The organism is Streptomyces chumphonensis (assembly GCF_014779715.1).
In the GTDB taxonomy this organism is placed as follows: Bacteria; Actinomycetota; Actinomycetes; order Streptomycetales; family Streptomycetaceae; genus Streptomyces; species Streptomyces chumphonensis.
In genome coordinates this window covers 545,592-569,812 of record NZ_JACXYU010000001.1, presented here as the reverse complement: position 1 = coordinate 569,812, position 24,221 = coordinate 545,592, and the positions used below count along the sequence as shown (strand labels likewise).

18 protein-coding genes are annotated in these 24,221 nt (G+C 73.3%); 6 read left to right on the top strand and 12 right to left on the bottom strand.

The features are described from left to right. Positions 1-158 precede the first annotated feature (158 nt). The 3 genes from pulA (at position 159) to IF129_RS02345 (ending at position 8,838) form a co-directional block, all read left to right on the top strand. Positions 159-5,468 carry a pullulanase-type alpha-1,6-glucosidase gene (gene pulA / locus IF129_RS02355; protein WP_191208234.1) on the top strand — a complete coding sequence of 1,770 codons (5,310 nt, stop codon included), beginning with the start codon at positions 159-161 and terminating at the stop codon, positions 5,466-5,468. 122 nt (positions 5,469-5,590) lie between these two features. Then, the gene (locus tag IF129_RS02350) at positions 5,591-7,588 is read left to right on the top strand and encodes a hypothetical protein (RefSeq protein WP_224754207.1); all 1,998 of its coding nucleotides are present in this window, start codon (positions 5,591-5,593) and stop codon (positions 7,586-7,588) included. 233 nt (positions 7,589-7,821) lie between these two features. Continuing rightward, positions 7,822-8,838 (top strand): LysR family transcriptional regulator, encoded by a 1,017-nt coding sequence (locus IF129_RS02345; RefSeq protein WP_191207696.1) that lies wholly within the window; start codon positions 7,822-7,824, stop codon positions 8,836-8,838. Here the strand turns inward: IF129_RS02345 and IF129_RS02340 are convergent. Next, positions 8,821-9,822, bottom strand: coding sequence for a LysR family transcriptional regulator (locus IF129_RS02340; RefSeq protein ID WP_191207695.1), 1,002 nt, complete (start codon positions 9,820-9,822; stop codon positions 8,821-8,823). The two genes, IF129_RS02345 and IF129_RS02340, sit on opposite strands and share 18 nt — an antisense overlap. Positions 9,823-9,955: 133 nt before the next feature. Here IF129_RS02340 and IF129_RS02335 point away from each other — a divergent pair, with 133 nt between their 5' ends. Further along, positions 9,956-10,939, top strand: coding sequence for a trypsin-like serine protease (locus IF129_RS02335; RefSeq protein WP_191207694.1), 984 nt, complete (start codon positions 9,956-9,958; stop codon positions 10,937-10,939). 563 nt (positions 10,940-11,502) lie between these two features. Here IF129_RS02335 and IF129_RS02330 read toward each other — a convergent pair. Beyond that, positions 11,503-12,099: a PadR family transcriptional regulator gene (locus IF129_RS02330; RefSeq protein ID WP_191207693.1), complete on the bottom strand. Its 597-nt coding sequence runs from the start codon at positions 12,097-12,099 to the stop codon at positions 11,503-11,505. 171 nt (positions 12,100-12,270) lie between these two features. Here IF129_RS02330 and IF129_RS02325 point away from each other — a divergent pair, with 171 nt between their 5' ends. Next, the gene (locus IF129_RS02325; RefSeq protein ID WP_191208232.1) at positions 12,271-12,660 is read left to right on the top strand and encodes a nuclear transport factor 2 family protein; all 390 of its coding nucleotides are present in this window, start codon (positions 12,271-12,273) and stop codon (positions 12,658-12,660) included. A 63-nt stretch (positions 12,661-12,723) separates the two neighbouring features. Further along, positions 12,724-12,843, top strand: coding sequence for a VOC family protein (locus IF129_RS02320; protein WP_191207692.1), 120 nt, complete (start codon positions 12,724-12,726; stop codon positions 12,841-12,843). A 24-nt stretch (positions 12,844-12,867) separates the two neighbouring features. Here the strand turns inward: IF129_RS02320 and IF129_RS02315 are convergent, their stop codons facing one another. The 10 genes from IF129_RS02315 to IF129_RS02270 form a co-directional block, all read right to left on the bottom strand. Next, entirely contained in the window at positions 12,868-13,392 is a 525-nt protein-coding gene (locus tag IF129_RS02315; protein ID WP_191207691.1) for a COG4315 family predicted lipoprotein, read from the bottom strand. Positions 13,393-13,554: 162 nt separating this feature from the next. Then, complete coding sequence (locus IF129_RS02310; protein ID WP_191207690.1) at positions 13,555-14,244, bottom strand: TetR/AcrR family transcriptional regulator; 690 nt, start codon at positions 14,242-14,244, stop codon at positions 13,555-13,557. A gap of 74 nt (positions 14,245-14,318) precedes the next feature. Beyond that, positions 14,319-15,293 carry a ribose-phosphate diphosphokinase gene (locus IF129_RS02305; protein WP_191207689.1) on the bottom strand — a complete coding sequence of 325 codons (975 nt, stop codon included), beginning with the start codon at positions 15,291-15,293 and terminating at the stop codon, positions 14,319-14,321. A 44-nt stretch (positions 15,294-15,337) separates the two neighbouring features. Then, the gene (locus IF129_RS02300) at positions 15,338-16,423 is read right to left on the bottom strand and encodes an alkene reductase (protein ID WP_191207688.1); all 1,086 of its coding nucleotides are present in this window, start codon (positions 16,421-16,423) and stop codon (positions 15,338-15,340) included. 47 nt (positions 16,424-16,470) lie between these two features. After that, entirely contained in the window at positions 16,471-17,424 is a 954-nt protein-coding gene (locus IF129_RS02295; RefSeq protein ID WP_191207687.1) for a pseudouridine-5'-phosphate glycosidase, read from the bottom strand. 11 nt (positions 17,425-17,435) lie between these two features. Further along, positions 17,436-17,666 carry a tautomerase family protein gene (locus IF129_RS02290; protein ID WP_191207686.1) on the bottom strand — a complete coding sequence of 77 codons (231 nt, stop codon included), beginning with the start codon at positions 17,664-17,666 and terminating at the stop codon, positions 17,436-17,438. A 95-nt stretch (positions 17,667-17,761) separates the two neighbouring features. Beyond that, positions 17,762-21,616: a non-ribosomal peptide synthetase family protein gene (locus IF129_RS02285; protein ID WP_191207685.1), complete on the bottom strand. Its 3,855-nt coding sequence runs from the start codon at positions 21,614-21,616 to the stop codon at positions 17,762-17,764. Next, a complete protein-coding gene (locus tag IF129_RS02280; protein WP_191207684.1) occupies positions 21,582-22,643 on the bottom strand; it encodes an EamA family transporter in 1,062 nt (353 codons plus the stop codon). The genes IF129_RS02285 and IF129_RS02280 overlap by 35 nt, the downstream gene beginning before the upstream one ends. Continuing rightward, positions 22,640-23,302, bottom strand: a complete 663-nt coding sequence (gene upp / locus IF129_RS02275) for a uracil phosphoribosyltransferase (RefSeq protein ID WP_191207683.1) — start codon at positions 23,300-23,302, stop codon at positions 22,640-22,642. Before upp ends, IF129_RS02280 begins: the two co-directional genes overlap by 4 nt. Positions 23,303-23,388: 86 nt before the next feature. After that, the gene (locus tag IF129_RS02270) at positions 23,389-24,072 is read right to left on the bottom strand and encodes a phosphoribosylanthranilate isomerase (protein ID WP_318153498.1); all 684 of its coding nucleotides are present in this window, start codon (positions 24,070-24,072) and stop codon (positions 23,389-23,391) included. Positions 24,073-24,221 lie beyond the last annotated feature (149 nt).

The window sequence follows — 24,221 nt, the reverse complement described above, 5'->3', positions numbered from 1 at the left end:
CCGTCCCCGCCGACGGGAGCCGGGCGGCACCCCTGCCCCGACGACCGATCCCCCGATCCGCCCCGACCGTCCCGCGAGGAGAGCGACCCTTGAACGGTTTCTCCGCACGTCGCAGAGGCACGGCCGCCGCCCTGGTGGCCGGCCTGCTCACGACGCTCATGTCCGCCTGCGCCCCCGACGAGGACGCCTCGGCGCCACCACCCCCGTCGGAGGAGAAGCTCGCCGCCGAACCGACGCGGCACGAACTGACCCGCGAGCAGTTCTACTTCGTCCTGCCCGACCGCTTCGCCAACGGCGACCGGGGCAACGACGAGGGCGGCCTGACGGGCGGGCGGCTGGAGACCGGGTTCGACCCCGAGGACAAGGGCTTCTACCAGGGCGGGGACCTCAAGGGCCTGATCGACCGGCTCGACTACATCAAGGGCCTGGGCACGACGGCGATCTGGATGGCGCCGCTGTTCACGAACAAGCCCGTCCAGGGCGAGGGCGAGAACGCCTCGGCCGGGTACCACGGCTACTGGATCACCGACTTCACCCGGATCGACCCGCACTTCGGGAGCAACAAGGACCTCAAGGCGCTGACGAAGGCCGCCCACGACAAGGGCATGAAGGTCTTCTTCGACGTCATCACCAACCACACCGCCGACGTCATCTCCTACGAGGAGGACTCCTACCACTACCTGTCCCAGGGCGCCTTCCCCTACCTGACGAAGGACGGCGAGCCGTTCGACGACGCCGCGCACGCGGACGGCGGGCCCTTCCCCGCCGTGAACGGGGAGTCCTTCCCCCGCACGCCCGTCGTGGCCGAGGAGGAGCAGGACGTCAAGGTCCCCGGCTGGCTCAACGACCCGACGATGTACCACAACCGGGGCGACTCGACGTTCGCCGGGGAGTCCTCCGAGCAGGGCGACTTCGCGGGCCTGGACGACCTGTGGACCGAACGGCCCGAGGTCGTCGAGGGGATGGAGAAGATCTACCAGCGGTGGGTCAGGGACTTCGGCATCGACGGCTTCCGCATCGACACGGTCAAGCACGTCAACATGGAGTTCTGGACGCAGTGGGCCACGGCCCTGGACGCCTACGCGGCCCAGCGCGGCAACGACGACTTCTTCATGTTCGGCGAGGTCTACTCCGCCGACCCGGCCGTCACCTCCCGCTACGTGACGCGGGGCGGGCTCGACTCCACCCTCGACTTCCCCTTCCAGGACGCCGCCCGGGGCTTCGCCTCGCGCGGCGGCGACGCGAGCCGGCTCAGCGACCTTTTCGCGCAGGACTACCGCTACACCACGGGTGAGTCCAACGCCTACGAGCAGGTCACCTTCCTCGGCAACCACGACATGGGCCGCATCGGCTCCTTCCTCACCCAGGACAACCCCGAGGCGGACGACGCCGAGCTGCTGCGCCGGGCCACCCTCGCCCACGAGCTGATGTTCCTCAGCCGGGGCAACCCCGTCGTCTACTCCGGGGACGAGCAGGGCTTCACCGGCCCCGGCGGCGACAAGGACGCCCGCCAGCCCCTCTTCGCCTCCCGCACCCCCGACTACCTCGACGCGGAGACCAACCGGCAGATCGGCAGCCCCGAGCGCACCCACGCGCAGGACGCCTACGACACCGGGCACCCGCTCTACCGGTCCATCGCCGACCTGGCGGAGCTGACGACGCGGCACCCGGCGCTGCGCGACGGCACCCAGACCGAGCGGTACGCCGACGAGGGCGCCGGCGTCTACGCCACCTCCCGGTTCAGCGCGGGCGAGGACCCCACCGAGTACCTCGTCACGCTCAACAACGCGCAGGAGCCGCGCACCGTGCGGGTGCCCGTCGGCACCGACGGCGCCCGCTTCGCGCCGCTGTACGGCGAGGGCGAGGACGTCACCGCGCGGGACGGGGCCGTCGAGGTCACCGTCCCGGCCCTGTCCGCCGTCGTCCACCGCGCCGACCGGCCCCTGCCCGCCCCGGAGGGCGAGCCCGGCATCACGCTGACCGCCCCCGCCGAGGGCGCGACCGGCACCGTCGAGCTGCGGGCGGACGTCGAGGGCGGCGGGCTGCGGCACGTCGTGTTCTCCGCGCAGGTCGGCGACGGCCGCTGGCGGACCCTCGGCACGGCCGACCACGCGCCGTTCGCCGTCACCCAGCACCTGGGCGAGGACGTGGCGCCCGGCACCCCGCTGCGCTACCGGGCCGTCGTCGTCGACCACGCGGGCCGCACGGCGTCCGCCGGGGCCGACAGCGTCTCCGGCACACCCCCGGCGCCCGAGGTGCCCTCGGCCGTCGAGCGGGACCGGGCCGTCGTCCACTACCAGCGCCCCGAGGGCGACTACGACGGCTGGCGGCTCGTCGCCGGGGACCGCACCGCCGCCTTCACCGGCCGCGACGCCTTCGGCGCCTTCGCCTGGATCGAGCCCGCCGAGGGCGAGGAGAGCGGCACGCTGAGCTTCACGATCGAGAAGGACGGCGCCGCCGACGGGGCCACCCGCACGATCGACCTGGCCCGCTCCGGCGAGGTGTGGGTCGAGCAGGGCGGCGAGGACACCGCCCACGAACGCCCCGAGGGCGTCTACCCGCCGCAGGACGAGAACACCGCCGTCCTCCACTACCACCGCCCCGACGGCGACTACGACGGCTGGGGCCTGCACACCTGGACGGGCGCGGCCGAGCCCACGGACTGGGCGAAGCCGCTCGCACCCGTCCGCAGCGACGCCTTCGGCGCCACGTTCGAGGTGCCGCTCGCCGACGGCGCCACGTCCCTGAGCTACATCATCCACAAGGGTGACGAGAAGGACGAGGCCGCCGACCAGGCCCTGGACTTCGCCACCCACGGCCGCGAGGTGTGGAAGCTCAGCGCCACCCCCGGCTACCTGCTGCCCACCACCGGCAGCGCCCCCGACCTGGACCTGGGCCGGGCCGAGGCGCAGTGGATCGACCGGGACACCGTCGCCTGGAACACCGGCCACGACGCGGCCACCACCCAGCTCCTGCACGACCGCGAGGGCCGCATCGCCCTCGCCGAGAACGGCACCCTCACCCACGAGGGCCGCTGGCTGCGCCTGACCCCCGTCGACGGCGGGCTCACCGAGGAGCAGCGGGCGGAGTTCCCGCACCTGGCCGACCACACCGCCTACCGCGTCGACCCGCGCGACCGCGACCGGGTGCGCGAGGCCCTGCGCGGCCAGGTCGTCGCCACCCAGCGGGCCGCGAACGGCGCCCTGCTCGCCGCGACCGGCGTGCAGCTCCCCGGCGTGCTCGACGACGTCTACGGCGAGCGCGCGGCCGACGCCGCCCTCGGGCCCGTCTTCGACGCCAAGGGGCGTCCCACCCTGTCGGTGTGGGCGCCCACGGCGCAGAACGTCGCGCTCGACCTGGACGGCCGCACCGTCCCGATGCGCCGCGACGACACCACCGGCGTGTGGAGCGCGCGCGGCAACCGCGGCTGGGAGGGCAAGCCCTACCGGTTCCACGTCACGGTCTGGGCGCCCGAGGCGGGCGAGGTCGTCACCAACAAGGTCACCGACCCGTACGCCACGGCGCTCACCACGGACTCCGAGCGCAGCCTCGTCGTCGACCTGGACGACCCGGAGCTCGCCCCGCGCGGCTGGGACACGCTGGACAAGCCCGAGCCGGTCGCCCTGCGCGACGCGCGGATCCAGGAGCTGCACGTGCGGGACTTCTCCGTCGCCGACCCGACCTCGCAGCACCCGGGCACCTACCGGGCGTTCACGGACAAGGACAGCGACGGCATGACGCACCTGCGGGAGCTCGCCGACGCCGGGACGACCCACGTCCACCTGCTGCCGACCTACGACATCGCCACCACCCCCGAGCGCCCCGCCGACCAGGCCGTGCCCGACTGCGACCTGGCCGCCCTGCCCGCCGACTCCGAGCGGCAGCAGGAGTGCGTGGGCGAGGTGCGGGACGAGGACGTCTACAACTGGGGCTACGACCCGCTGCACTACACCGTCCCCGAGGGCTCCTACGCCACCGACCCCGAGGGGCCGGGCCGCACCCGCGAGTACCGGGAGATGGTGCGCGGCCTGAACGAGGAGGGGCTGGGCGTCGTCCTGGACGTCGTCTACAACCACACCTTCGCGGCCGGGCAGGACGAGAAGTCCGTCCTGGACCGCATCGTGCCGGGCTACTACCACCGGCTCCTGGCCGACGGCACCGTCGCGACCTCCACCTGCTGCGCCAACACCGCGCCCGAGCACACCATGATGGGCAAGCTCACGGTCGACTCGATCGTCACCTGGGCCCGGCAGTACAAGGTCGACGGCTTCCGCTTCGACCTCATGGGCCACCACCCGAAGGAGAACATCCTCGCCGTCCGGGCCGCACTGGACGAACTGACGCCGGAGAAGGACGGCGTCGACGGCGAGAGCATCATCCTCTACGGCGAGGGCTGGAACTTCGGGGAGGTCGCCGACGACGCCCGCTTCGTCCAGGCCACGCAGCAGAACATGGCCGGGACCGGCATCGCCACCTTCTCCGACCGGGCCCGCGACGCCGTGCGCGGCGGCGGCCCCTTCGACGCGGACCCCGGCGTGCAGGGCTTCGCCTCCGGCCTCTACACCGACCCGAACGACTCGGAGGCGAACGGCTCGCGGGCCGAGCAGAAGGCACGGCTGCTCCAGTACCAGGACCTCATCAAGGTCGGCCTCACCGGCAACCTCGCCGACTACCGGTTCACCGACAGCTCCGGCCGCGCGGTGACCGGTGCCGAGGTCGACTACAACGGCTCGCCCGCCGGGTACGCCGACGCCCCCGGCGACGCGCTCGCCTACGCCGACGCCCACGACAACGAGACGCTCTACGACGCGCTCACCTTCAAACTGCCCACCGACACCTCCGCCGCCGACCGGGCGCGCATGCAGGTCCTCGCCATGGCGACGGCCGCGCTCTCCCAGGGCCCGGCGCTCAGCCAGGCCGGCAGCGACCTGCTGCGCAGCAAGTCCCTGGACCGCAACAGCTACAACTCCGGCGACTGGTTCAACGTCATCAACTGGGACTGCTCGGCCGGCAACGGCTTCGCCCGGGGCCTGCCCCCGGCCTGGGACAACGAGGACAAGTGGCCCTTCGCCCGGCCGCTGCTGACCCTCCCGCAGGCGAACCCCGGCTGCGCGGAGATCGAGGGCGCCTCGGCCGCCTACCGAGACCTGCTGACGATCCGCTCCTCCGAGGACGCCTTCTCCCTGACCGACGCGGCCGAGGTGCAGCGCGCGCTGTCCTTCCCGCTCTCGGGCCAGGGGGAGACGCCGGGCGTCATCACGATGCGGCTCGACGACCTCGTCGTCGTCTTCAACGCGACGCCGCAGAGCCAGGAGCAGCGGCTCACGGACACCGCGGGGAAGCAGTACGCGCTACACGAGGCGCAGGCCACCGGCTCCGACGAGACCGTGCGGTCGGCGTCCCACGCGCGGGACACCGGCACCTTCACCGTCCCCGCCCGCACCGTCGCGGTCTTCCAGACCACCTGACCCGCGCCCCCGACCGGCGGCCCGCCCCCCACCCCGGGGGCGGGCCGTCGCCGTCCCCCGGGGGCGGGGTTGGTCACGCCGATGCCTGGACGCACGGCCGGCGGCGTGGGACAAGGGAGCGCATGAGAATGCGCCGGGGTGCGTCGGTGGTGGTCGGGCTCGTCCTCGCCGCGGGGCTGCTCGCGCCCGGAGCGGCGGCACGTCCCGCCGAGGCCGAGGCCGAGGCCGCGCCGCGCGGCTGCGACCCGCTGGATCCGGCCGCGTGCGTGCTGCCCTTCCCCAGCGACTGGCACACCGTGCCCGACGCCTCCACCGACACCGGACGCCGGGTGGCCTTCGTCGCCGACGCGCTGCCCGCCAACGTGCGCGGTACGCACGTCGACCCGGCGGAGTGGAACCGCAACGACGGCTTCTCACCCGGCTCCATGGTCCTCGCGCAGGTACCCGGCCTGGACCTGGGCCGGACGGGCGCCGCACCCGTCACCGACATCGGCGCCTCCCTCGACCGGGACGCGCCCATCGTGCTGCTCGACCTCGACACCGGGCAGCGGCACCCCTACTGGGCCGAACTCGACGCGAACGCCGACGACCCCGCGCGGCGCGCCCTCATCGTCCGCCCCGCCCGCAACCTCGCCGAGGGCCACCACTACGCCGTCGTCCTGCGCGACCTGCGCGACGCCGACGGGACGCCCCTCCCCGCCCCGGACGCCTACCGGAAGGTCGCCGGGAAGCCCCTGCACCCCGGTGACCCGCTGTACGAGCGGCAGCGGCAGCTGCGGCCCGCCCTGAGAGGGCTGGCCCGCGCCGGGATCGATCCGCGCGGCGCGTACCTCGTCTGGGACTTCACCGTGGCGAGCGAGCGCGGACTGAGCGAGCGGATGCTGCACCTGCGCGACGAGTCCTTCCGCGAACTGGGCGACGAGGCGCCCGAGTTCCTGGTCACCGAGGTCCGCGAGCACGGCGGCGACGACGCCGTCGCCCGCTCGGTGCGCGGCGTGTTCAACGTGCCGTCCTACCTCGACCGGCCGGGCGGACCGCCCGGCTCCGGGATGCGGTACGGGCCCGACGGGCTGCCGCAGCGGGCCGAGGGCAACGTGCAGGTCGCCGCGTTCCGGTGCGAGATCCCGCGCAGCGCCCTCACCCGGCCCGCCTGGCCCGGCCTCTACGGGCACGGCCTCTTCGGCCGGGAGGCCGAGGTCGGCTCCGGCGCCGTGACGGCCTTCGCCGCCGAGCACCACTTCGTCCTGTGCGCGACGAAGTGGCAGGGCATGGCCGACGAGGACGTCGCACACGTCGCCCGCACCCTGACCGACCTCAGCGACTTCCACACCGTCCCCGACCGGCTCCAGCAGGGTGTGCTCAACACCCTGTGGCTCGGCCGCCTCATGACCCACCCCGACGGGCTGGCCGCCGACCCGGCCTTCGCGGGCACCCGGGGCCGCTCCGTCCTCAGCCGCCACGCACCGCTCGGCTTCTACGGCAACAGCCAGGGCGCCATCATGGGCGGCATGGTCACCGCCCTCTCCACGGAGGTGCGGCGGTCCGCGCTCGGCGTCCCGGGCATGAACTACAGCACCCTGCTCAACCGCAGCACCGGCTTCGCGCCCTTCCAGCGCCTGCTGGACACCACCTACCCCGACACGCTGGATCAGCAGATCGGGTTCGCGCTGCTCCAGATGCTCTGGGACCGGGGCGAGGCCAACGGGTACGCCCACCACATGACGGACGACCCGCTGCCCGGCACCCCGCGCCACCAGGTGCTGTTGCACGTGGCGTTCGGCGACCACCTGGTGACGCCGCACGCCGCCGAGGTGCAGGCCCGCACCGTCGGCGCCCGCGTGCACACCCCGGCCGTGGCCGAGGGCCGCAGCCCGGACGCCGACCCGTACTGGGGCATCCGTCCGCTGCGCCGCCTGGACCGGGGCTCGGGGCTGGTCGTGTGGGACAGCGGCAGCCCCCACCAGCCGCTGACCAACACCCCGCCCGACACCGGCCACGACCCGCACGGCGACCCCCGCCACGACGCTGCCGCCCGCCTCCAGATGGCCTGGTTCCTCAAGACCGGCCTCCTCGTCGACGTCTGCGGCAACCGCCCCTGCCGCGCCCGGCCCCGCGACTGACGGCGGGCCGTCGGGGCTCGGGCGCCTCCACCGAAACCTCCGCACGACGGCACCGCTCTCCGGCCGCTCGCTCCCCGTGCGGGCACGTTCCCGGGCCGTCGGCGGGCCGCGCCGTGGAGGTCCCCCCACCCCACGACGCGCCGAACCCGGCTCTCCCGCGGGTCCTCCGGTCGCCTTCGACACGACGCGACCGGAGGGGTTCCCCCGCGAACCGGCGGCGTCATAATCGGGCGATGGACCTGGAGGTGCGGCATCTGCGGTGCCTGGCCGCCGTGGAGGAGGCGGGAAGCGTGACCGGGGCGGCCCGGCGGTTGGGACTCTCCCAGCCCGCGCTGACCGCCCAACTGCGGCGGATCGAGGAGACCGTCGGAGGTGAGGTCTTCGCCCGCGCCCGTCACGGGGTGCGGCTCACCGCGCTCGGGGAGGTGCTGCTGCCCCACGTGCGGGACGTGCTCGGCGCCCTGGAGGACGTGGAACGGGCCGTCCACGCCCACCGGGCGCCCCCGGACCGGACCGTGCTGCGCATGGGGGTGCGGTCGACACCCCTGGCGTCGCGCCTGTGCGACGTCGCGGCGCGGGCCTTCCCCGGACGCATCGCCGACCTGTCGGTCGTGGACCGGCAGGCCGTCGCCATGGAGGTGCTCGCCCGGGGCGAGCTGGACCTGGTGCTCCACGTGGACTTCCCCGGGCGCGAGGCCGCCCCACCGCCGGGTGTGCGCGTGCTCCCGGTGGGGAGCGAGCCGGTGTTCGTGGCGCTGCCGCCCGGTCACCCCACGACGCGCCGGTCCGCGCTCGACCTCGCCGATCTGGAGGGGCTCGGCTGGCTGCTGGTCGTCAACGGTGATGACGAGTTCGATCACCACCTGCTGGAGCAGTGCCGCCTCGCCGGGCTCGGCTCCGTGGTGATCCGTGCGACCGACCCCCTGCTGGTCGCCCAGCTGATCCGGCGGGGGGATCCAGTGGTGATGGCGGTGCAGGCCCTGGACACCGGTGTCGCTCCGCCCGGACCGGTGCGCGAGCTGCGCGGGGCCCCGGTCCGCGTCCGTCACCTGCTGTTGTGGGCGGAGGGCGGCCCGGTCGACGACGCCCTGGCCGAACGGGTGCGTGCGGGCCTGGTCGATGCCTACCGCGCGCTGGTCGGCACGCACGGCCACATACCCGGCTGGTGGGAGCGCAACCCCGGCTGGCTCGGCTCCGCGCCGGCGTGCGACACCGGGTCGGGGAAGGTGCCCCTACGCGCCGTGCGGTGAGGTGGTCTCCATGGCGCGCGGTGTGGTCCGCCAGTCGGGGTGCCGTTCCAGCCACGCCCGGTAGCGCGGCGTGCGCTCGACGATGTCGTGCTGGGCCCGCACCAGCCGTTCCCACAGGCCCTGCACCCGGTCGCCCGCCAGCGGGCCCAGCGGGTGCCAGTACAGCGCGGTCGTCATCCGCAGGGGCGTGCCCCTCAGCGCGAGACAGACCAGCCCCTCACGGGGCCGGGCGCTCGGGGCGAACGGCATCACGGCCCGGCCCATCTCCACCAGTTGCAGCCCCTCGGTGTGGTCGCAGGCGCGCAGGGTGGGCCGGTACCCGGTGTCCCGGCAGCTCCGCACGAGGTGGTCGGTGAGCTCGTGGTGCGGCCCCGGATCGACACACCAGGTCTCCTCCGCCAGTTCGGCCAGGTGGACCTCCCGTCGCCCGGCCAGCCGGTGATCCGCGGACACACCGACGAACACGGGCTCCCGCGCGACCACGCTGCGGCGCGTCCCTTCCGGTGAGACGGCCCGCTCCGCGCGTCGCGGGTCCGGGAAGCAGGTCAGCAGAGCCGCTTCGGACCGACGTCCGGCCAGCAGCTCCAGCGGTCGCCCCGGATGGGCGCCGGTGCTGATCTCGACGTCGCACCCGGTGACGTCGGGCACCGCAACCGAGAGGTGCGCGACGAGCGTGCCCGGGGTGCAGTGCACGCGCACGACCGGGGGCAGGACGCCGGCATGGTGGCGGGTCGTGGCCGCCGTCATCCGGTCCACCGCGTTCATGACCGTGCCCGCGTGCGCCGCCACCACCTCACCCAGCGGTGTGGGCCGGGCTCCGTGCACGTCGCGGTGGAACAGCCGCCCGCCGACGGCCCGCTCGGCACGGCGCAGGTTCTCGCTGACCGAGGGCTGCGTCATCCCCAGTTCCCGGGCCGCCGAGGTCAGGGTCCCCTGGTCGGCGATGGCCCTGACCACGCGGAGATGCCGCAACTCCAGCTCCATAGGGGGACCTTATGTGAGGTTGGGATTATCCGGGAGGTCACCGGATTCCCATAGTGAGTTCATGTCCGGTCGGCGGTACCCCCCACCCACCGGACGGCACGTTCCGTTCACCTCTGTGCGAAGGAACCACGCTATGAGACCCCGTACCCTCCTGCGCGGCGCGCTGAGCGCACTGCTGCTGGCCGCCGCTCTCGCGGCACCGGCCACCGCGCACGCCGCACCGTCGCCCCCCGTCGGGGGAGCCCCCAAGCCCATCGTGGGCGGCGGTCAGGCGACCGAGTCCTACCCGTTCATGACGTCCCTCCAGGTCAACGGGCGTCACGGTTGCGGCGGATCGCTGGTCGACGACGAGTGGGTCGTGACCGCGGCCCACTGCGTCACCGACCAGGGCGGTGGGACCATGCCGGCCTCCCGCTTCCAGCTGCGCATCGGCTCCCACGACAACTCCAGCGGCGGGACGACCGTCTCCGTCTCCCGGATCGTCAAGCACCCCTCGTACCACGGCCTTCCGGGCAACCACGACATCGCGCTGATGCGGCTCAGCAGGGCGGTGTCGAACCAACCGGTCGCCCTGGCCACCTCCTCCCCGGCCGCGCGGACCGAGACCCGGCTGCTGGGCTGGGGGCAGACCTGTCCGCAGCAGGGCTGCCAGCAGACCCCGCCCCGGATGCTCAAGCAACTCGACACCCGGATCAACCCGGACCACATGTGCGCGGCGGGCTTCAACCCCGGCAACGAGCTGTGCGTCTACGGCACCACGCGCGACACGGCGTGCTACGGCGACTCCGGCGGTCCGGCACTGGTCCGGGCGGACGGCCGCTGGGAACTCGTCGGGGCGACCAGCCGCGCGGGCCAGAACGGTTCGACGTGCGGAACGGGTGACGCCACGATCTACACCGACGTCACCGCGTTCCGGTCCTGGATAGGCCAGCACGTCGGCGGCACCGGGCCGGGCCCGGACCCCGAGCCGTGCGACGCCCGGGCGTGGAGTCCGCAGGAGTACTACGCGCCGGGCAGCACGGTCTCCTACCAGGGCGGGCTGTGGCGCAGCGCCTACTGGAACTACGGCCAGGTCCCCGGACAGAGCTACGCCTGGCAGCGCGCCGGGGACTGCTGACCCCGGCCGGGGGCGCCCGGCCCGGCGCCCCCGGCCGGTGAACGGCCGGGTGGGCGGGGAGTTCGAAGCCCGCTCACCCGGTCCGCGCCGTGGAGCGGCCGGGTGGCGGTCAGGGGTGGCCCGTCCGGGCGCGGCACGGATACGGGTGGGCGGGAGCCGATGGGGAGGCTTCCGCCCACCCTCTTCGCGCGATCCGGCACGGGCCCGATCCCGCGGCGGCGCGCCCGCGCCTCGCGCAGCCCGTGCACCCGCAGCCGCTGACGGCACGTCGGGTGGCCGCAGGCGATCTCGCGCACGACGCTGCCGCTCTCCGGCCGTTCGATCTCCAGTCGGCAGGAGTGGCCGATCACCGGTGTCGCGGTCCGTCCGGTACCGACCCCGCCGGTCACGAAGTTCACCCTCCCCGCGACGCGCGACCCCAGCCGTGCCATGTCGCCTCCGCGTCCCGTTCCCGTGTCACGCCGCGCACGGGACTCCGGGGGAGACTTCCCTCCCGGCCCGGCGGCGAACCCGGCGTGCGGGGGACGGCCGCAGACGGGCCGGGCCGGACCGGGCCGGTTCCGTCACTCCGGTGGGGCGGTGTGCTCCGGTGCGCGGGCGGCGGTGCCGGTGCGGCGTTCCAGGACGCGGAGCGCGGTCTCGCCCCAGCGGATGTTCTCCCGCTCGAACGCCATGCCGCGCAGCAGCGTCAGGTACGGCCCCACCCGCTCGGCCTGCGCGTAGTACTCGTCCTCCGTGCGTCCGCTCAGGAGGCGCTCCCTGAGCCGCTCGTACCGGGCGAGCTTGGCCGCGGCCCACTCCAGGCGTGCGGTGAGCGCCGTCCGCACGGCCTCGACGTCGCCGACGTCGGCGCACTGCACCTTGACGAGCAGTTCGTCGCGGACCGTGGTCGGCCTGCCCGGCGGCTCGGCCACGAAGGCGCGCACGGCGGACCGGCCGGTCTCGGTCAGCGAGAAGAGCCGCTTGTCGGGGCGCCGCTCCTGCCGGACGACCCGCGCGGTGATCAGCCCCTCGCGTTCCATGCGGTCCAGCTCCCGGTAGAGCTGCTGGGGGGTGGCCCTCCAGAAGTTCGCGACGGAGGCGTCGAAGCTCTTGGCGAGGTCGTACCCGGACGCCTCTCCGTCGAGGAGCGCGGCCATCACAGCGTTGCGCAGTGCCATGGGGTCACGCTAGCGCATCGTTGAGTAGTCAACGAAGTGACCATCCCCGTCGCGCTCCGCGCGTCCCTCGCGTCCTCCACGCCCCCGCCTGTGCGCGGGGGATGGACAGCCGACGCCGCCCGGTCATAGTCTCCGATGCACCTAGACAACTAATTGATCAGGAGTGATGTGGTGCATCCCTTCCGCAAGGCCGTCGAGGACCGCGACGCGGCCGCCGTCGAGGCGCTGCTCGCCGAGGACGTCGTCTTCGTCAGCCCCGTCGCCTTCAAGCCCTACCCGGGCAAGGCGATCACCGCCGCCATCCTCCGTGGGGTGATGCGCGTCTTCGAGGACTTCACCTACGTCCGCGAGATCACGCAACCGGGCTCCCGCGACCACGCGTTCGTCTTCACCGCCACCGTCAACGGGCGGCAGATCCAGGGCTGCGACCTCCTCCATCTCGACGAGGAGGGAAGGATCGACGAGTTCACCGTCATGGTCCGGCCGCTCTCCGCCGCCACGGCACTCGCCGAGGCGATGGGCGCCCAGTTCGACCGGATCGCCGCCGAAGCGTCCGCCTGAGGGGCCCCCACGCACCGACGGGATCGGAGCTCCCCGTGCGGCTCTGCGGGGGCGGATCCTCCGGTGGCCGAGGTGGAGCGGCCGGTCTCCCTCGGTGCGCGCCGCGTCGACTCCGCGCGGGACGGGCGGCCCCGGGTGACCCTCCTCGACCCGGAGGGCGACGGGTTTCCGCGTCCTGGGTGAGCGCGGGAGCTGAGCGGGCGGGGGCTAGTAGGGGCCCGGCTCGTCGGTCGCCTCGTCGGCGGGTCGCTCGTCCTCGATCGGCTCGCCGTCCGGGCCGACGACGTACCACAGCCCGCCGAAGTCGTCGATGGCCTGGCCGCCGACGTCGCCCGGCTCGGTGTCGGGCTCGTAGTAGTACAGGGGGTGGTCGTTGTAGGTGACGCCGGTGGTGCCGTCGGCGCGTTCCATCGTGCCCAGCAGGTCGGCGTCCACCCGGTCGCCCGCGTCCGGTGCGCCGTCCGTGGTCAGTGGGGGCCAGACCTCGGCGCAGGCGTCGGCGCAGGTGGACGCGCCGGGGGAGTCGGCCTCGAACAGGTACAGCGCGTACCCGTCCTCGCCCACCAGGATGTCGCCGTACGGGCTGGACTCCACCGCGACGGTCGCGGGCCCGGTGGCGTCCCCGGGGCTCGGGGGCCCCTGGTCGCCGCCGTCGTCACCGCAGCCGCCCAGGAGCAGCGCGGCGGTCGCCGCACCCGCCGTCACGGCCCTTCCGTACGTCCGTCGCCGCATGTCCGTGAACCTCCGTCGGTCGGTCGGACGGCCGGGGCGCACCCCGCCGTCGGAGCCGGGTTCACTCTTCCGCAGCCGACGGAGCGGGCGGGGCAGGACACGGCGGCCCGGCGCGCACGCCGTCCGGACGGCGGACACCGGTGCGCGGGGGTCGGCGGCGGTTCAGGCGACGAGCGCGACGAGCCGGGACACCAGCTCCGCGAAGGGGCTGTCCGGCGGCTCCTGGGCGATGACGTGCCGCACCAGTGCGGCCGTCTCCTCGTCCGTGGTGGCGGTGACGGCCGCCAACGCCAGGAAGTCGTGGACGAGTTGGCGTTCCAGCTCGGCGCGGGGGACGGCCCGGTCCGCCAGCCAGGTCAACGCCGTGGTCTCGGCGACGCCGACCCAGGAACGGATGACGAGGGCCAGCCGGGGGCCGGGGGCGCCGACCCCGAGGTGGGCGAGCAGCTCCTCGTAGGCGCGCTGGCGCACGTGGTCGATCATGGCGTTGGCGTGGGCCGGGCCGATGGCCATGCCGCCGCGCAGCAGGGCGGAGAAGCCGGGGCCGTTCTTCGCGACGAAGTCGAAGTAACGGCCCATCACGCGCAGCAGCCGGGCGCCGAGCGGCCCTTCGTGCGGCTCCTGGAAGTGGTCGACCAGCTCCTCGGCCGCCACGCGCACCGCCGCTTCGTAGAGGCTGTGCTTGCCGGGGAAGTAGTGGTAGACCAGCGGGCGCGAGATGCCGGCCGCCGACGCGATGTCGTCGATGGACACCTCCTCGGGTGAGCGTTCACTGAACAGCTCCAGCGCCACCGCGATGAGCTGCTGCCGCCGCTCCTCCACACCCATCCTGCGTCGTACCCCGGTAGCCATGGGGTCACCCTAACGAGACGGCGGCGAGCGCGACACCGCCCCCGGAGCCGTCCGGCCGGGGGCGGTGGCCGGTCTCAGAGGTCGCCCACGAGGGCGGCGACCGACCCGTGCTCGAAGATCTCCCGCACCGCGTGGGCGAGCAGCGGGGCCACCGACAGCACGGTGATCTTGTCCAGCTCCACCTCGCCCGGGGTGGGGAGTGTGTCGGTGAAGACGAACTCGCTGACCCGGGAGTTCTTCAGCCGGTCCAGGGCCGGCCCGGACAGGATGCCGTGCGTCGCGGCGACGATGACGCGTTCGGCGCCGTGCGCGTACAGGGCGTCGGCCGCCGCGCAGATGGTCCCGGCGGTGTCGATCATGTCGTCGACCAGCACGCAGACCCGTCCCGCCACCTCGCCGACGACCTCGTGGACCGTCGCCCGGTTGGGGACGAGGGGGTCGCGGCGCTTGTGGACGATGGCGAGCGGCGCGTGCAGCCGGTCGCACCAGTGGTCGGCGACGCGGACCCGGCCCGCGTCCGGTGAGACGACGGTGAGCCGGTCGGCGTCGACGCGCCCGCGCACGTGGTCGGCGAGGACGGGCAGGGCGAACAGGTGGTCGACCGGGCCGTCGAAGAAGCCGACGATCTGGTCGGTGTGCAGGTCCACCGTCACGATGCGGTCGGCGCCGGCCGAGCTGAGCAGGTCGGCCATGAGCCGGGCCGAGATCGGCTCCCGCCCCAGGTGCTTCTTGTCCTGCCGGGCGTAGCCGTAGAACGGCACGAGGACGGTGATGCTCCGCGCCGAGGCCCGCTTCAACGCGTCGATCATGATCAGCTGTTCCATGATCCACTTGTTGATGGGGGCGGTGTGGCTCTGGAGGAGGAAGCAGTCGGCGCCGCGCACCGACTCCTCGTAGCGCACGTAGATCTCGCCGTTGGCGAAGTCGACGGCCTTGGTGGGCACCAGGCCGGTGCCGAGGTGGGCCGCGACGTTCTCGGCCAGCTCCGGGTGCGAACGCCCGGAGAAGAGGAGGAGTTTGCGCTCCTCGCGCTGCACGGTCCCGCTCATGTGGTCTGTCCTGCCCTTCCGGTGGTCCGAAGCCTGCCGCACGCTCACGCGAGGGTCGGGTAGTCGGTGTAGCCCCGGTGGTCGCCGCCGTAGAAGGTGCCCTCGTCCAGGGTGTTGTACGGGCCTCCGGCGCGGATGCGCGCGGGCAGGTCCGGGTTGGCCAGGAACAGGGCGCCCAGGGCGACGGCGTCGGCCAGCCCCTCCTCCAGCGCCTCGGCGGCCACCTCGGGGGTGACGGCGCCGGCCTGCGCGTCCCGGTGCGGGTTGAGGACGAGCGCGCCCTGCCACACCTCGCGCACCGTCCGCGTCACCGGGCGGCACTGGGCCTCCATGACGTGGAGGAAGGCCAGCGGTGGCAGCGCCGGCAGCAGCGCGCCGTACAGCTCGTCGGTGTCGCCCTCGACGATGTCGTTGTACGGGTTGGCCGGGGAGACGCGCAGGCCGACGCGGTCGGCGCCGATCGCCTCGGCGGCGGCCTCGGCCACCTCGACGGTGAGCCGGATGCGCCCGGCGAGGTCGCCGCCGTAGCCGTCGGTGCGGTGGTTGGTGTTGTCGGAGAGGAACTGGTGCAGCAGGAAGCCGTTTCCCGCGTGCAGCTCGACCCCGTCGAACCCGGCGTCCACCGCCCGGCGGGAGGCGTCGGCGAAGTCCGCGACGGTGGCGGCGATCTCCTCGACCGTCAGCTCGTGCGGCACCTCGTAGTCCGTCATCCCCTGCGGCGTGAAGCACTGCCCGCCGGCGGCCAGCGGCGAGGGCGCGACGGACCGGTGGGCGCTCGGGTAGAGGGACGGGTGGCCGATGCGCCCGGAGTGCATCAGCTGCACGACGATGCGGCCCCCGGCGGCGTGGACGGCGTCGGTGACCTGCCGCCAGGACGCGGTCTGCTCGTCGGTGTGCAGGCCGGGGGTGTTGAGGAAGCCCTGGCCGACCTGGCTGGGCTGCACGCCCTCGGTGACGATGAGCCCGGCCTGCGCCCGCTGGGCGTAGTACTCGGCCATCAGGGGCGTGGCGAGGCCGTCCACGGTCGCCCGGTTGCGGGTCATGGGCGCCATGACGAGCCGGTTGCGCAGGGCGATCTTGCCCAGGGTCAGCGGCGCGAACAGCGCGGCGTGCGGTGGGGTGGTGGTCATGCGGACCGTCCTTCGGTGGGTGGGTCGGGTGGTGGGTGGTGCCGGTGTCAGGAGGGCCGCGCGCGGCGCAGCCGGGCATGGGCGGCGGCGAGCCGCCCGCCGACCTCCGCCGTACTGATCAGCACGGCCATGTTGGCCTCGGCCGTCCGGCCGTCGGTGGCCCGGTCGACGGCGCGCATCAGGTACTTGGTGATCGCCTGGCCGGAGACGCCGTCGCGCTCGGCGGCCGCCAGCGCGTCCGCGATGGCCGCCTCCGTCTCGGCGCGGTCCACCGCGTCCTCGGCGCGCGGCGGCGTCGTCACCAGCACGCCGCCGGGGGCGCCCGCCGCCCAGTGGTTCTCCACGACGCGCGCGACCACGTCCGCGTCGTCGATCCGGTGCGGGCTGCGGATGCCGCTGGAGACGCAGTAGAAGGCCGGGAAGTCGTCGGAGCGGTAGGAGATCACCGGGACGCACTGCGTCTCCAGGTACTCCATCGTCAGCCGCAGGTCGAGGATCATCTTCGCCCCGGCGCACACCACGGCCACCTTGGAGCGGGTGAACTGGATGAGGTCGGAGGAGACGTCCATCGACGCCTCGGCGCCCCGGTGGACGCCGCCGATGCCGGCCGACGAGAAGAACGGGATACCGGCCAGCTCGGCCGCGACGACCGAGGAGGCGACCGTCGTCGCGCCCGTCCCGCCGCGCGCGAGGACGACCGGCAGGTCCCGGCTGCTGACCTTCGGGATGCCGGACGCCTGCGCGAAGCGCTCGATCCGCTCCTCGCTCATGCCGACGACGACGCGGCCCTCGTCGACGCAGATCGTCGCCGGGACCGCGCCGCCCGCCCGGACGGCGTCCTCGACCTTCTTCGCGGTCGCCGCGTTGTCCGGGTAGGCCAGGCCGTGGGTGATGACGTTGGACTCCAGGGCGACGACCGGCTCCCCGGCGTGCAGGGCCTCCCGCACCTCCTCGCCGTACTCCAGCGGGATCGTGGTGCGCGGGGCGGTGTGTTCGGGCATCGGGTGTCGCCTCAGTTTCCGTAGTCGGGGGTCTTGATGAGCAGGTCGGGACGGGCGCTGATCTCCGGCGCGTCGACCCTCTCCGGCCACTGCGCCGGGTCGACGGCCTCCAGGGCGACGGAGACGACGTTCTCCGGCACCTCGAAGTGCTCGACGACGAGGCGGGTGACGGCGTCCGCCAGCCGCTGCTTCTGCTCGGGTGTGAACTCGCGGGGGTAGTGCTTGAGGCTCACGTGGGGCATGACTGCTGCTCCTGAGGTGGATCGGACGCGCCCGGTGCCCGGCCGCGCGGGGCGGGGCACCGGACGCGTGGCGTACGGGTGCGGCGGGCGCGGGCTCAGCCGCCGATGCGCTCGCGGATCGCCGACGCCAGCTCGCCGACGCCCTGTTCCTTGAGCACGCTGTAGTGGTCGCCGTCGAGGTCGACGATGGTGGGCCGGGGCCCGTCGCCGTCGATGGTGCCGTCCTCGATGAACGAGTACTCGTCCCCGGTGGCGCGGAAGATCGTCACCGGGGCGCGCAGCCTGCGCTCGGCCATCTCCTCGAAGGTGTACTCGAACTGGTAGGTCTCGCCGACGATGCGGGTGATCCGCCGGATCGTCTGCTCGTCCAGCGCGGGCACGACCTCCCGGATGAAGTCCACGAAGCTGTCCTCGTCACGCGACCTGGCGAGACAGCGCTCCAGGTCCTCACCGCCGAGCGAGGCGACGAAGACGGAGAACAGGATCGCCACGTAGGCCGGGTTGTCGAACGAGGACTGCCGGCCGAACATGTCGCCGTCCGCCCACCGGATGCTCGGGTTGCCCGGGCAGATCAGCAGGACGGTCTCCACCTCCTTGCCCAACTGCTCCAGCTGCCAGGCCGTCTCGAACGCCACCCGGGCGCCGAAGGAGTAGCCCCACAGGGTGTAGGGGCCCTCCGGCTGCACGGACAGGATCTCCGAGACGTCGGCCGAGGCCATCTCCCGGATCGTCCGGTAGGGCACCTCGCCGGCGTTGATGCCGTACGCCTGGACGCCGTAGAACGGCCGTCCGCCACCGGCCTCGCCGCCCAGCAGCCGCAGGTTCATCGGATACCCGCCGAGCCCCGGCCAGCAGAAGACGGGCCGCTTCGCCGCGCCGCCCTCCGGCTTACGGGAACCCTCCGCGGGGCGGCCGTTGAGCAGCAGCAGCCGCGAGGACGACTCCTCCGTGTCGTTCTCGACGCGGGCCGCCAGCTCGCCCAGCTTCGGGCACTGGAAGACGCTCTGCATCGGCAGCCGCGTCCCGAACTCGCGGTTCACCTTGTTGATCAGCGACACCGCGATGAGGGAGTTGCCGCCGGAGGCGAAGAAGTCGTCCTCCACCGAGACGTGGTCGTACTTCAGGGCCCTGCCCCACTCCTTGGCCAGCCAGCGCTCCGCCCGCGTGGCCGGGGCCACGTACGGCGTGGTGACCTCGGCGGAGGTGACCGCGTCGGAGGCGGCCAGCGCCTTGGAGTCGACCTTGCCGTTCGCCGTCAGCGGCAGCTCGGACAGGACGAGCACCTGGTTGGGCAGCATGTAGTCGGGCAGGATACCGGCCAGCTCGTCCTTGATCATCTCGGCCGGGCCCTTCATGTGGACCGCGTCCTCGTGCATGCCCTCGCTGGCCAGCTGCTCCTCGCTGACCCGGCCGCCGACGAAGAAGTACAGCGGGCCGGTGTCGAAGCCGCTGCCGGTGAGGACGTCGTCCATCCGCCGTGCGGCCGGCAGCGGGTTGCCCGTCTTGGAGCTGTAGCCCGCCGACATGAGGCCCAGGCCGAGCCCGGACGCCTGGAGGTGGTGCAGCTTGACCCCCAGGCTCACGTACTCCAGCCACGGCTCCGGCGCCCGGCTCACGGCCGTGATGCCGAAGCCGGCCCGGTCGTAGACGGCCTGGTTGATCGCGATGACGTGCCGGGACCGGACCAGCTCGTCCGAGATCCGCTCCAACGCGCCGTCCGCGTAGTGGTACTGGCCCTCGGGGAGCCCGGCGACGCGGTCGCCGTGCGCCTGGACGAACACCTCCGTCGGGTCCACCTGGGGCCGCCCGTCGGCGGCGCTGATCTCGAAGGTGCCGAGGTAGTAGTCCTCGGCCGCCACGTCCAGCCGCTCGCGCACCGACTCCCGGTACTCCAGCGGACGGATGTCGAGCCCGTACTCCGGCAGCACCTCCTCGAAGAGCCCGACCATGTGCCCGGCCTCGAACTCCAGCACCTCGCGGATGTTGTTCTTGTACACCGGCTCGATCGCGCTGCGCTTGCCGGAGAAGTGCACCACCAGCCGCCCGGGCGCCACCTCGGGCGTGCCGGGTATCGCCACCAGCGTGTGGTCGGCCGGGTGGTAGTAGTAGACGCCCGCCTCGACGCCGCACTCCAGCCCGCCGGTCTCCAGGTACATCTGGGTGGCGTACAGGGCGCCGGGGGAGGCGTGCGCGTACTTCGGCAGCAGCCGCTCGTCACTGTGGAACTGGCCGAACCAGCGCAGGGCCGTGCCCAGCTCCGGAAGCGTCAGCTCCTCCAGCGGGCGGGAGCGCGCCGCCCCGCCGCGCGGGGCCAGCAGCCGCAGCAGGTCCTCCCGCGTGACGTCGCCGCCCTCGTAGAAGCGGTACGTCTTGCGGGCGAACGCGCGGCGCCGCTGCTCGGCCGGCTCCGCGCGGCCCGGCAGCGCCAGCACCGGGCGCCCCCCGGCGTCCTCGCGCAGCCCGGCGCCCGACAGCTGCGCCTTGACCTGGAGCTTGCTCGACTTGGACATGTGGTGGCCGCCCTGGACGCCCTGGTCCATCAGGGCGGCCTCCTTCGGGTTCAGCTCCACGCAGGCGACCAGGCGCTGGAACCCGGTGCGCGCGTCGTCGGTCACCAGGGCCGCCGCCCGGCGCACCCAGGTGTGCTCCTCGATCGCGAGGGCGATCTCCTCCAGCTCCACCCGGTAGCCGCGCAGCTTGACCTGGTTGTCGGCCCGGCCCGCGAACTGGATGGTGCCGTCCGGGTTCCACGAGGCCAGGTCCCCGGTGCGGTAGAGCCGCTCGGTGGGCACGAACGGGGACGCCACGAAGCGTTCCCGCGTCTGCTCGGGCTTGTGCAGGTACCCCCGGGCGAGCTGGACGCCGCCGATGTACAGCTCGCCGGTCTCCCCGATGCCCGCCGGGGCCATGTTCGCGTCGAGGATGTAGCACTGCGTGCTGTCCACCGGTATGCCGATGGGCACCGAGCCGGCGCCCTCCTCCAGCACCTCCGGGTCCGCCAGGTACGCCGTCGCGTTGATGGTGCACTCGGTCGGACCGTAGAGGTTGACCAGCGACGCCTCCGGCAGCTGCTCGGCGAACTGCCGCGCGAGCTGGTTGGACAGCGCCTCACCGCCGGAGAAGACCCGCCGGAGGCTGGTGCACGCGGGCAGCGCCTCGGTGTCCAGCAGCGCCTGGAGCAGGGTGGGGACGCACTGGAGCGTCGTCACCTCGTGCTTGGCGATGGTCGTGACCAGCGCCTCCGGGTCGCGGTAGATGCCGGGCGTGCCCATGACCACGCGGCTGCCCGTCGCGGGGGCGAGGATCTCCCACTGGGCCGCGTCGAACGACATCGGGGTCTTCTGCAGCACCGTCGTCTCCGGGCCCAGGTGACCGCTCGTCAGCAGCCACCGCATCTGCGCCACGATGCTGTTGTGCTCGATCATCACGCCCTTGGGCTTACCGGTGCTGCCCGAGGTGTAGATGACGTAGGCGAGCGTGCTCGGGCACGGCGCCGGCGGCTGCGGTCCGGTGAACTCCTCGGCCTCCGCCACCGTGACGATCCGGGTGCCCTGCGGGGCGAGCGCCCGCAGCCGCGGGACGAGGCCCTCCTCCGTCACCACGATCCGGGTCCGGCTGTCCTCGATCATGTACCGCAGCCGGTCCTCCGGGTACTCCGGGGACAGCGGCAGGTAGGCCGCCCCGGAGCCGAGGATGCCCCACACGCCCGTCATCAGCTCCACCGACGGGTCCACGAACAGGCCGACGCAGTCGTCGGGCCGGGCGCCGAGGTGGTGGAGGTAGGCCGCCAGCCGGCCGCTCGTCCGGGACAGCTCCTGGTAGCTGAGCGTCCGGTCGTGCGCCACCACGGCGATGTCGTCCGGCCGCGCCTCCGCCTGCTGGTTCAGCAGGCTCGGCAGGCAGGTGACGAGGCGTCTACAGAGAATGCGTGCGTAGTTTTCTGTCTCCACGGAGATCCCCCTGATCGGCTGATGGACGGTGGTGCGGGGTGACGGACGGCCGCGTCGCCTCACCCGAGGCGTCCTGCGGCCCGTCCGCAGGCGCCTCCCGGGGCGCGTCCGCGGGCGCCTCCTGCGGCGCGGGCGGGGGTGTCCCGCCCGCCCGGGTGCCGCCCCGGCGGGACGGCCTCGGCTGCGCCATGACCACGGCCGCGACGACGGCCGCCGCACCGGCGAGCTGGGCCGCCGACAGGGACTCGCCGAGGAAGACGTAGCCGAGGACCGTCGCCGCGAGCGGACTGGCGAAGGCGAGGAAGGAGACGGCCAGGGCCGGCAGCCGCTCGATGCCGCGGAACCAGACCGCGTAGGCGATCAGGGCGCCGATGACGCTCAGGTACAGGAAGCCGGTGACGTTCTCGCCCGTGACCTCGGAGGGCAGCCCCTCGGCCAGCAGCGCCACGGGCAGCAGCACGAGACCGCCGAACGTCAGCTGCCACCCGGTGAACGTCAGCAGACCGACGCCCTCGGGCCGGCCCCAGCGTTTGGTGAACACGATGCCCGCCGCCATGCACAGCGCGCCGCCCAGCCCGGCCGCGACGCCGACGGCGTCCAGCGCCGCCTGTGGCTGGAGCACCAGCAGCGCCACACCGAGGGCGCCCAGCGCGCACGAGGCGACCTGGACCGCCCTGATCCGCTGCCGCAACAGGCCGACGCCGAGCAGCAGCACGATCATGGGCTGCACGGACATCACCAGCGCGGCCACCCCGCCCGGCAGGTGGTACGCGGCGACGAACAGCAGGTAGAAGAACGCGCCGATGTTCAGCACGCCGAGGACCAGCGCCCGCCACCACCACGCCCCGCGCGGCAGCGTGCGCCCGAAGGCCACCAGCACCAGCCCGGCGGGCAGCGCCCGGATCATCGCCGCCAGCAGCGGCCGGTCGGGCGGCAGCAGCTCCGTCGTCACCAGGTACGTGCTGCCCCACACGGCCGGAGCCAGCGCGGTCAGCGCGGAGTCCCCGATGACGCGGTGACCGCTCATCGCGCACCCGAGTCGACGGTGCCGAAGTAGCGGTCGCCGAAGTCACCGATGCCCGGGATCATGAAGGCGTGCTCGTTGAGCCGCTCCTCGACCGAGGACGTCACCAGCCGCAGCCGGGGATGGGCCTCCATGACCCTCTCCAGCCCCTCCGGCGAGGTGAGGAAGTTGACGAAGACGATGTTCTCCTCCCGCACGCCCGCCTTCGTCAGGACGTCGATCGCCGCGAGCGCCGAGCCGCCGGTGGCCAGCATCGGCTCCAGCAGCAGCACGTGCCGCTCGGCGATGTCGTCGGGCAGGTGGGAGTAGTACAGGTGCGGCAGCTTGGTCTGCTTGTCCCGCTGGATCAGCACCTTGCCGATGCGGACGCCCGGCAGGACGTCGCGCACCTCCGCCTCCATGCTCTCCCCGGCCCGGATGACCGGCACCGCGCAGAGCTTCGCGGCGCACCGCAGTCCGCGGTACGTCTCGCCCACCGGGGTGGTGACGTCGTGCTCCTCGAAGGGCAGCAGGTCCAGGGCCGACTCCACGAGCATCCGGATGATGCGGCGCGCATGGAAGACGAAGTCCTCGCGGCGCGCCTCGCGGTCCCGGATGACCGTGTGCAGGGCGCGGAGCTGGTCGGTCTGGGGCAGTAGGTGAACGTTGGCGTGCGTCGTCATGATCGGTCCCTCCCCGAGGTGTGACGATCGTCGGTACGGGGGCCGGGGCGCGGCCGAGCCGGCCTGCGCCCCGGAGCCCGGGGGCGTCAGTCGAGCTCGGCGAAGGCGCGGCGCGACTCGCTGACGAACCGCCGCACCTTGGCGCGGTCCTTGCGGCCGTCCGCGCCCTCCAGCCCGGTGTGCGCGTCCACGGCGGCCGGCCGCACCTGGCGGATCGCCTCCGCCACGTTGTCCGGGTTCAGGCCGCCGGCCATCATCAGCGGCTTGGGGGAGCGGCGTACCAGCTCGGCACTGACCGACCAGTCGTGCGTCAGCCCGGTCGCGCCCTTGGCGCCGGTGGCCGGGTTGAAGGTGTCGGTGATGAACATGTCGACACAGTCGGCGACCTCGTCCACGAGCTTCAGCAGCTCGTCGGCGTTGTCCTCCTTGACCACCAGGCTCTTGAGCACGTACAGGTCGGGCCGGGCCGCCTTCAGCGCCCGCAGCTCCGCCGTCTCCACGTCTCCGTGCAACTGCACCGCCTTGACGCCGAGTTCGGAGCAGAAGGCGGCGACCTCGTCCGCCTTCGTCAGGTAGCTGATCAGCACGCCGGCGTGCGGGGGCCGCAGGCCGGAGATGATGTCGGTGGCGGCGGCCTCGGATATGTCGTCCTTGCCGGACGGCAGCCGCAGCGGGAAGCCCAGCCAGTCCGTCTTCTCCTCGACCAGCATGGCCGCCTCGGCAGCATCGATGACGCCTGCTACTTGCACCAGGTTTTTCACGGACAACACGCCTCTCTCATCCGATACTTGCGGATCTTCCGGGGTTCGGGTGGTTCTTCGTCCGGTGGTACGTCGGGGCCCGTGGGAGCCCTGACGGCTCGCGGATCGCAGCGGGGACGTGTGGGGCCGTGTGCGCCGTGGACCGCGGTCGGTGGGGT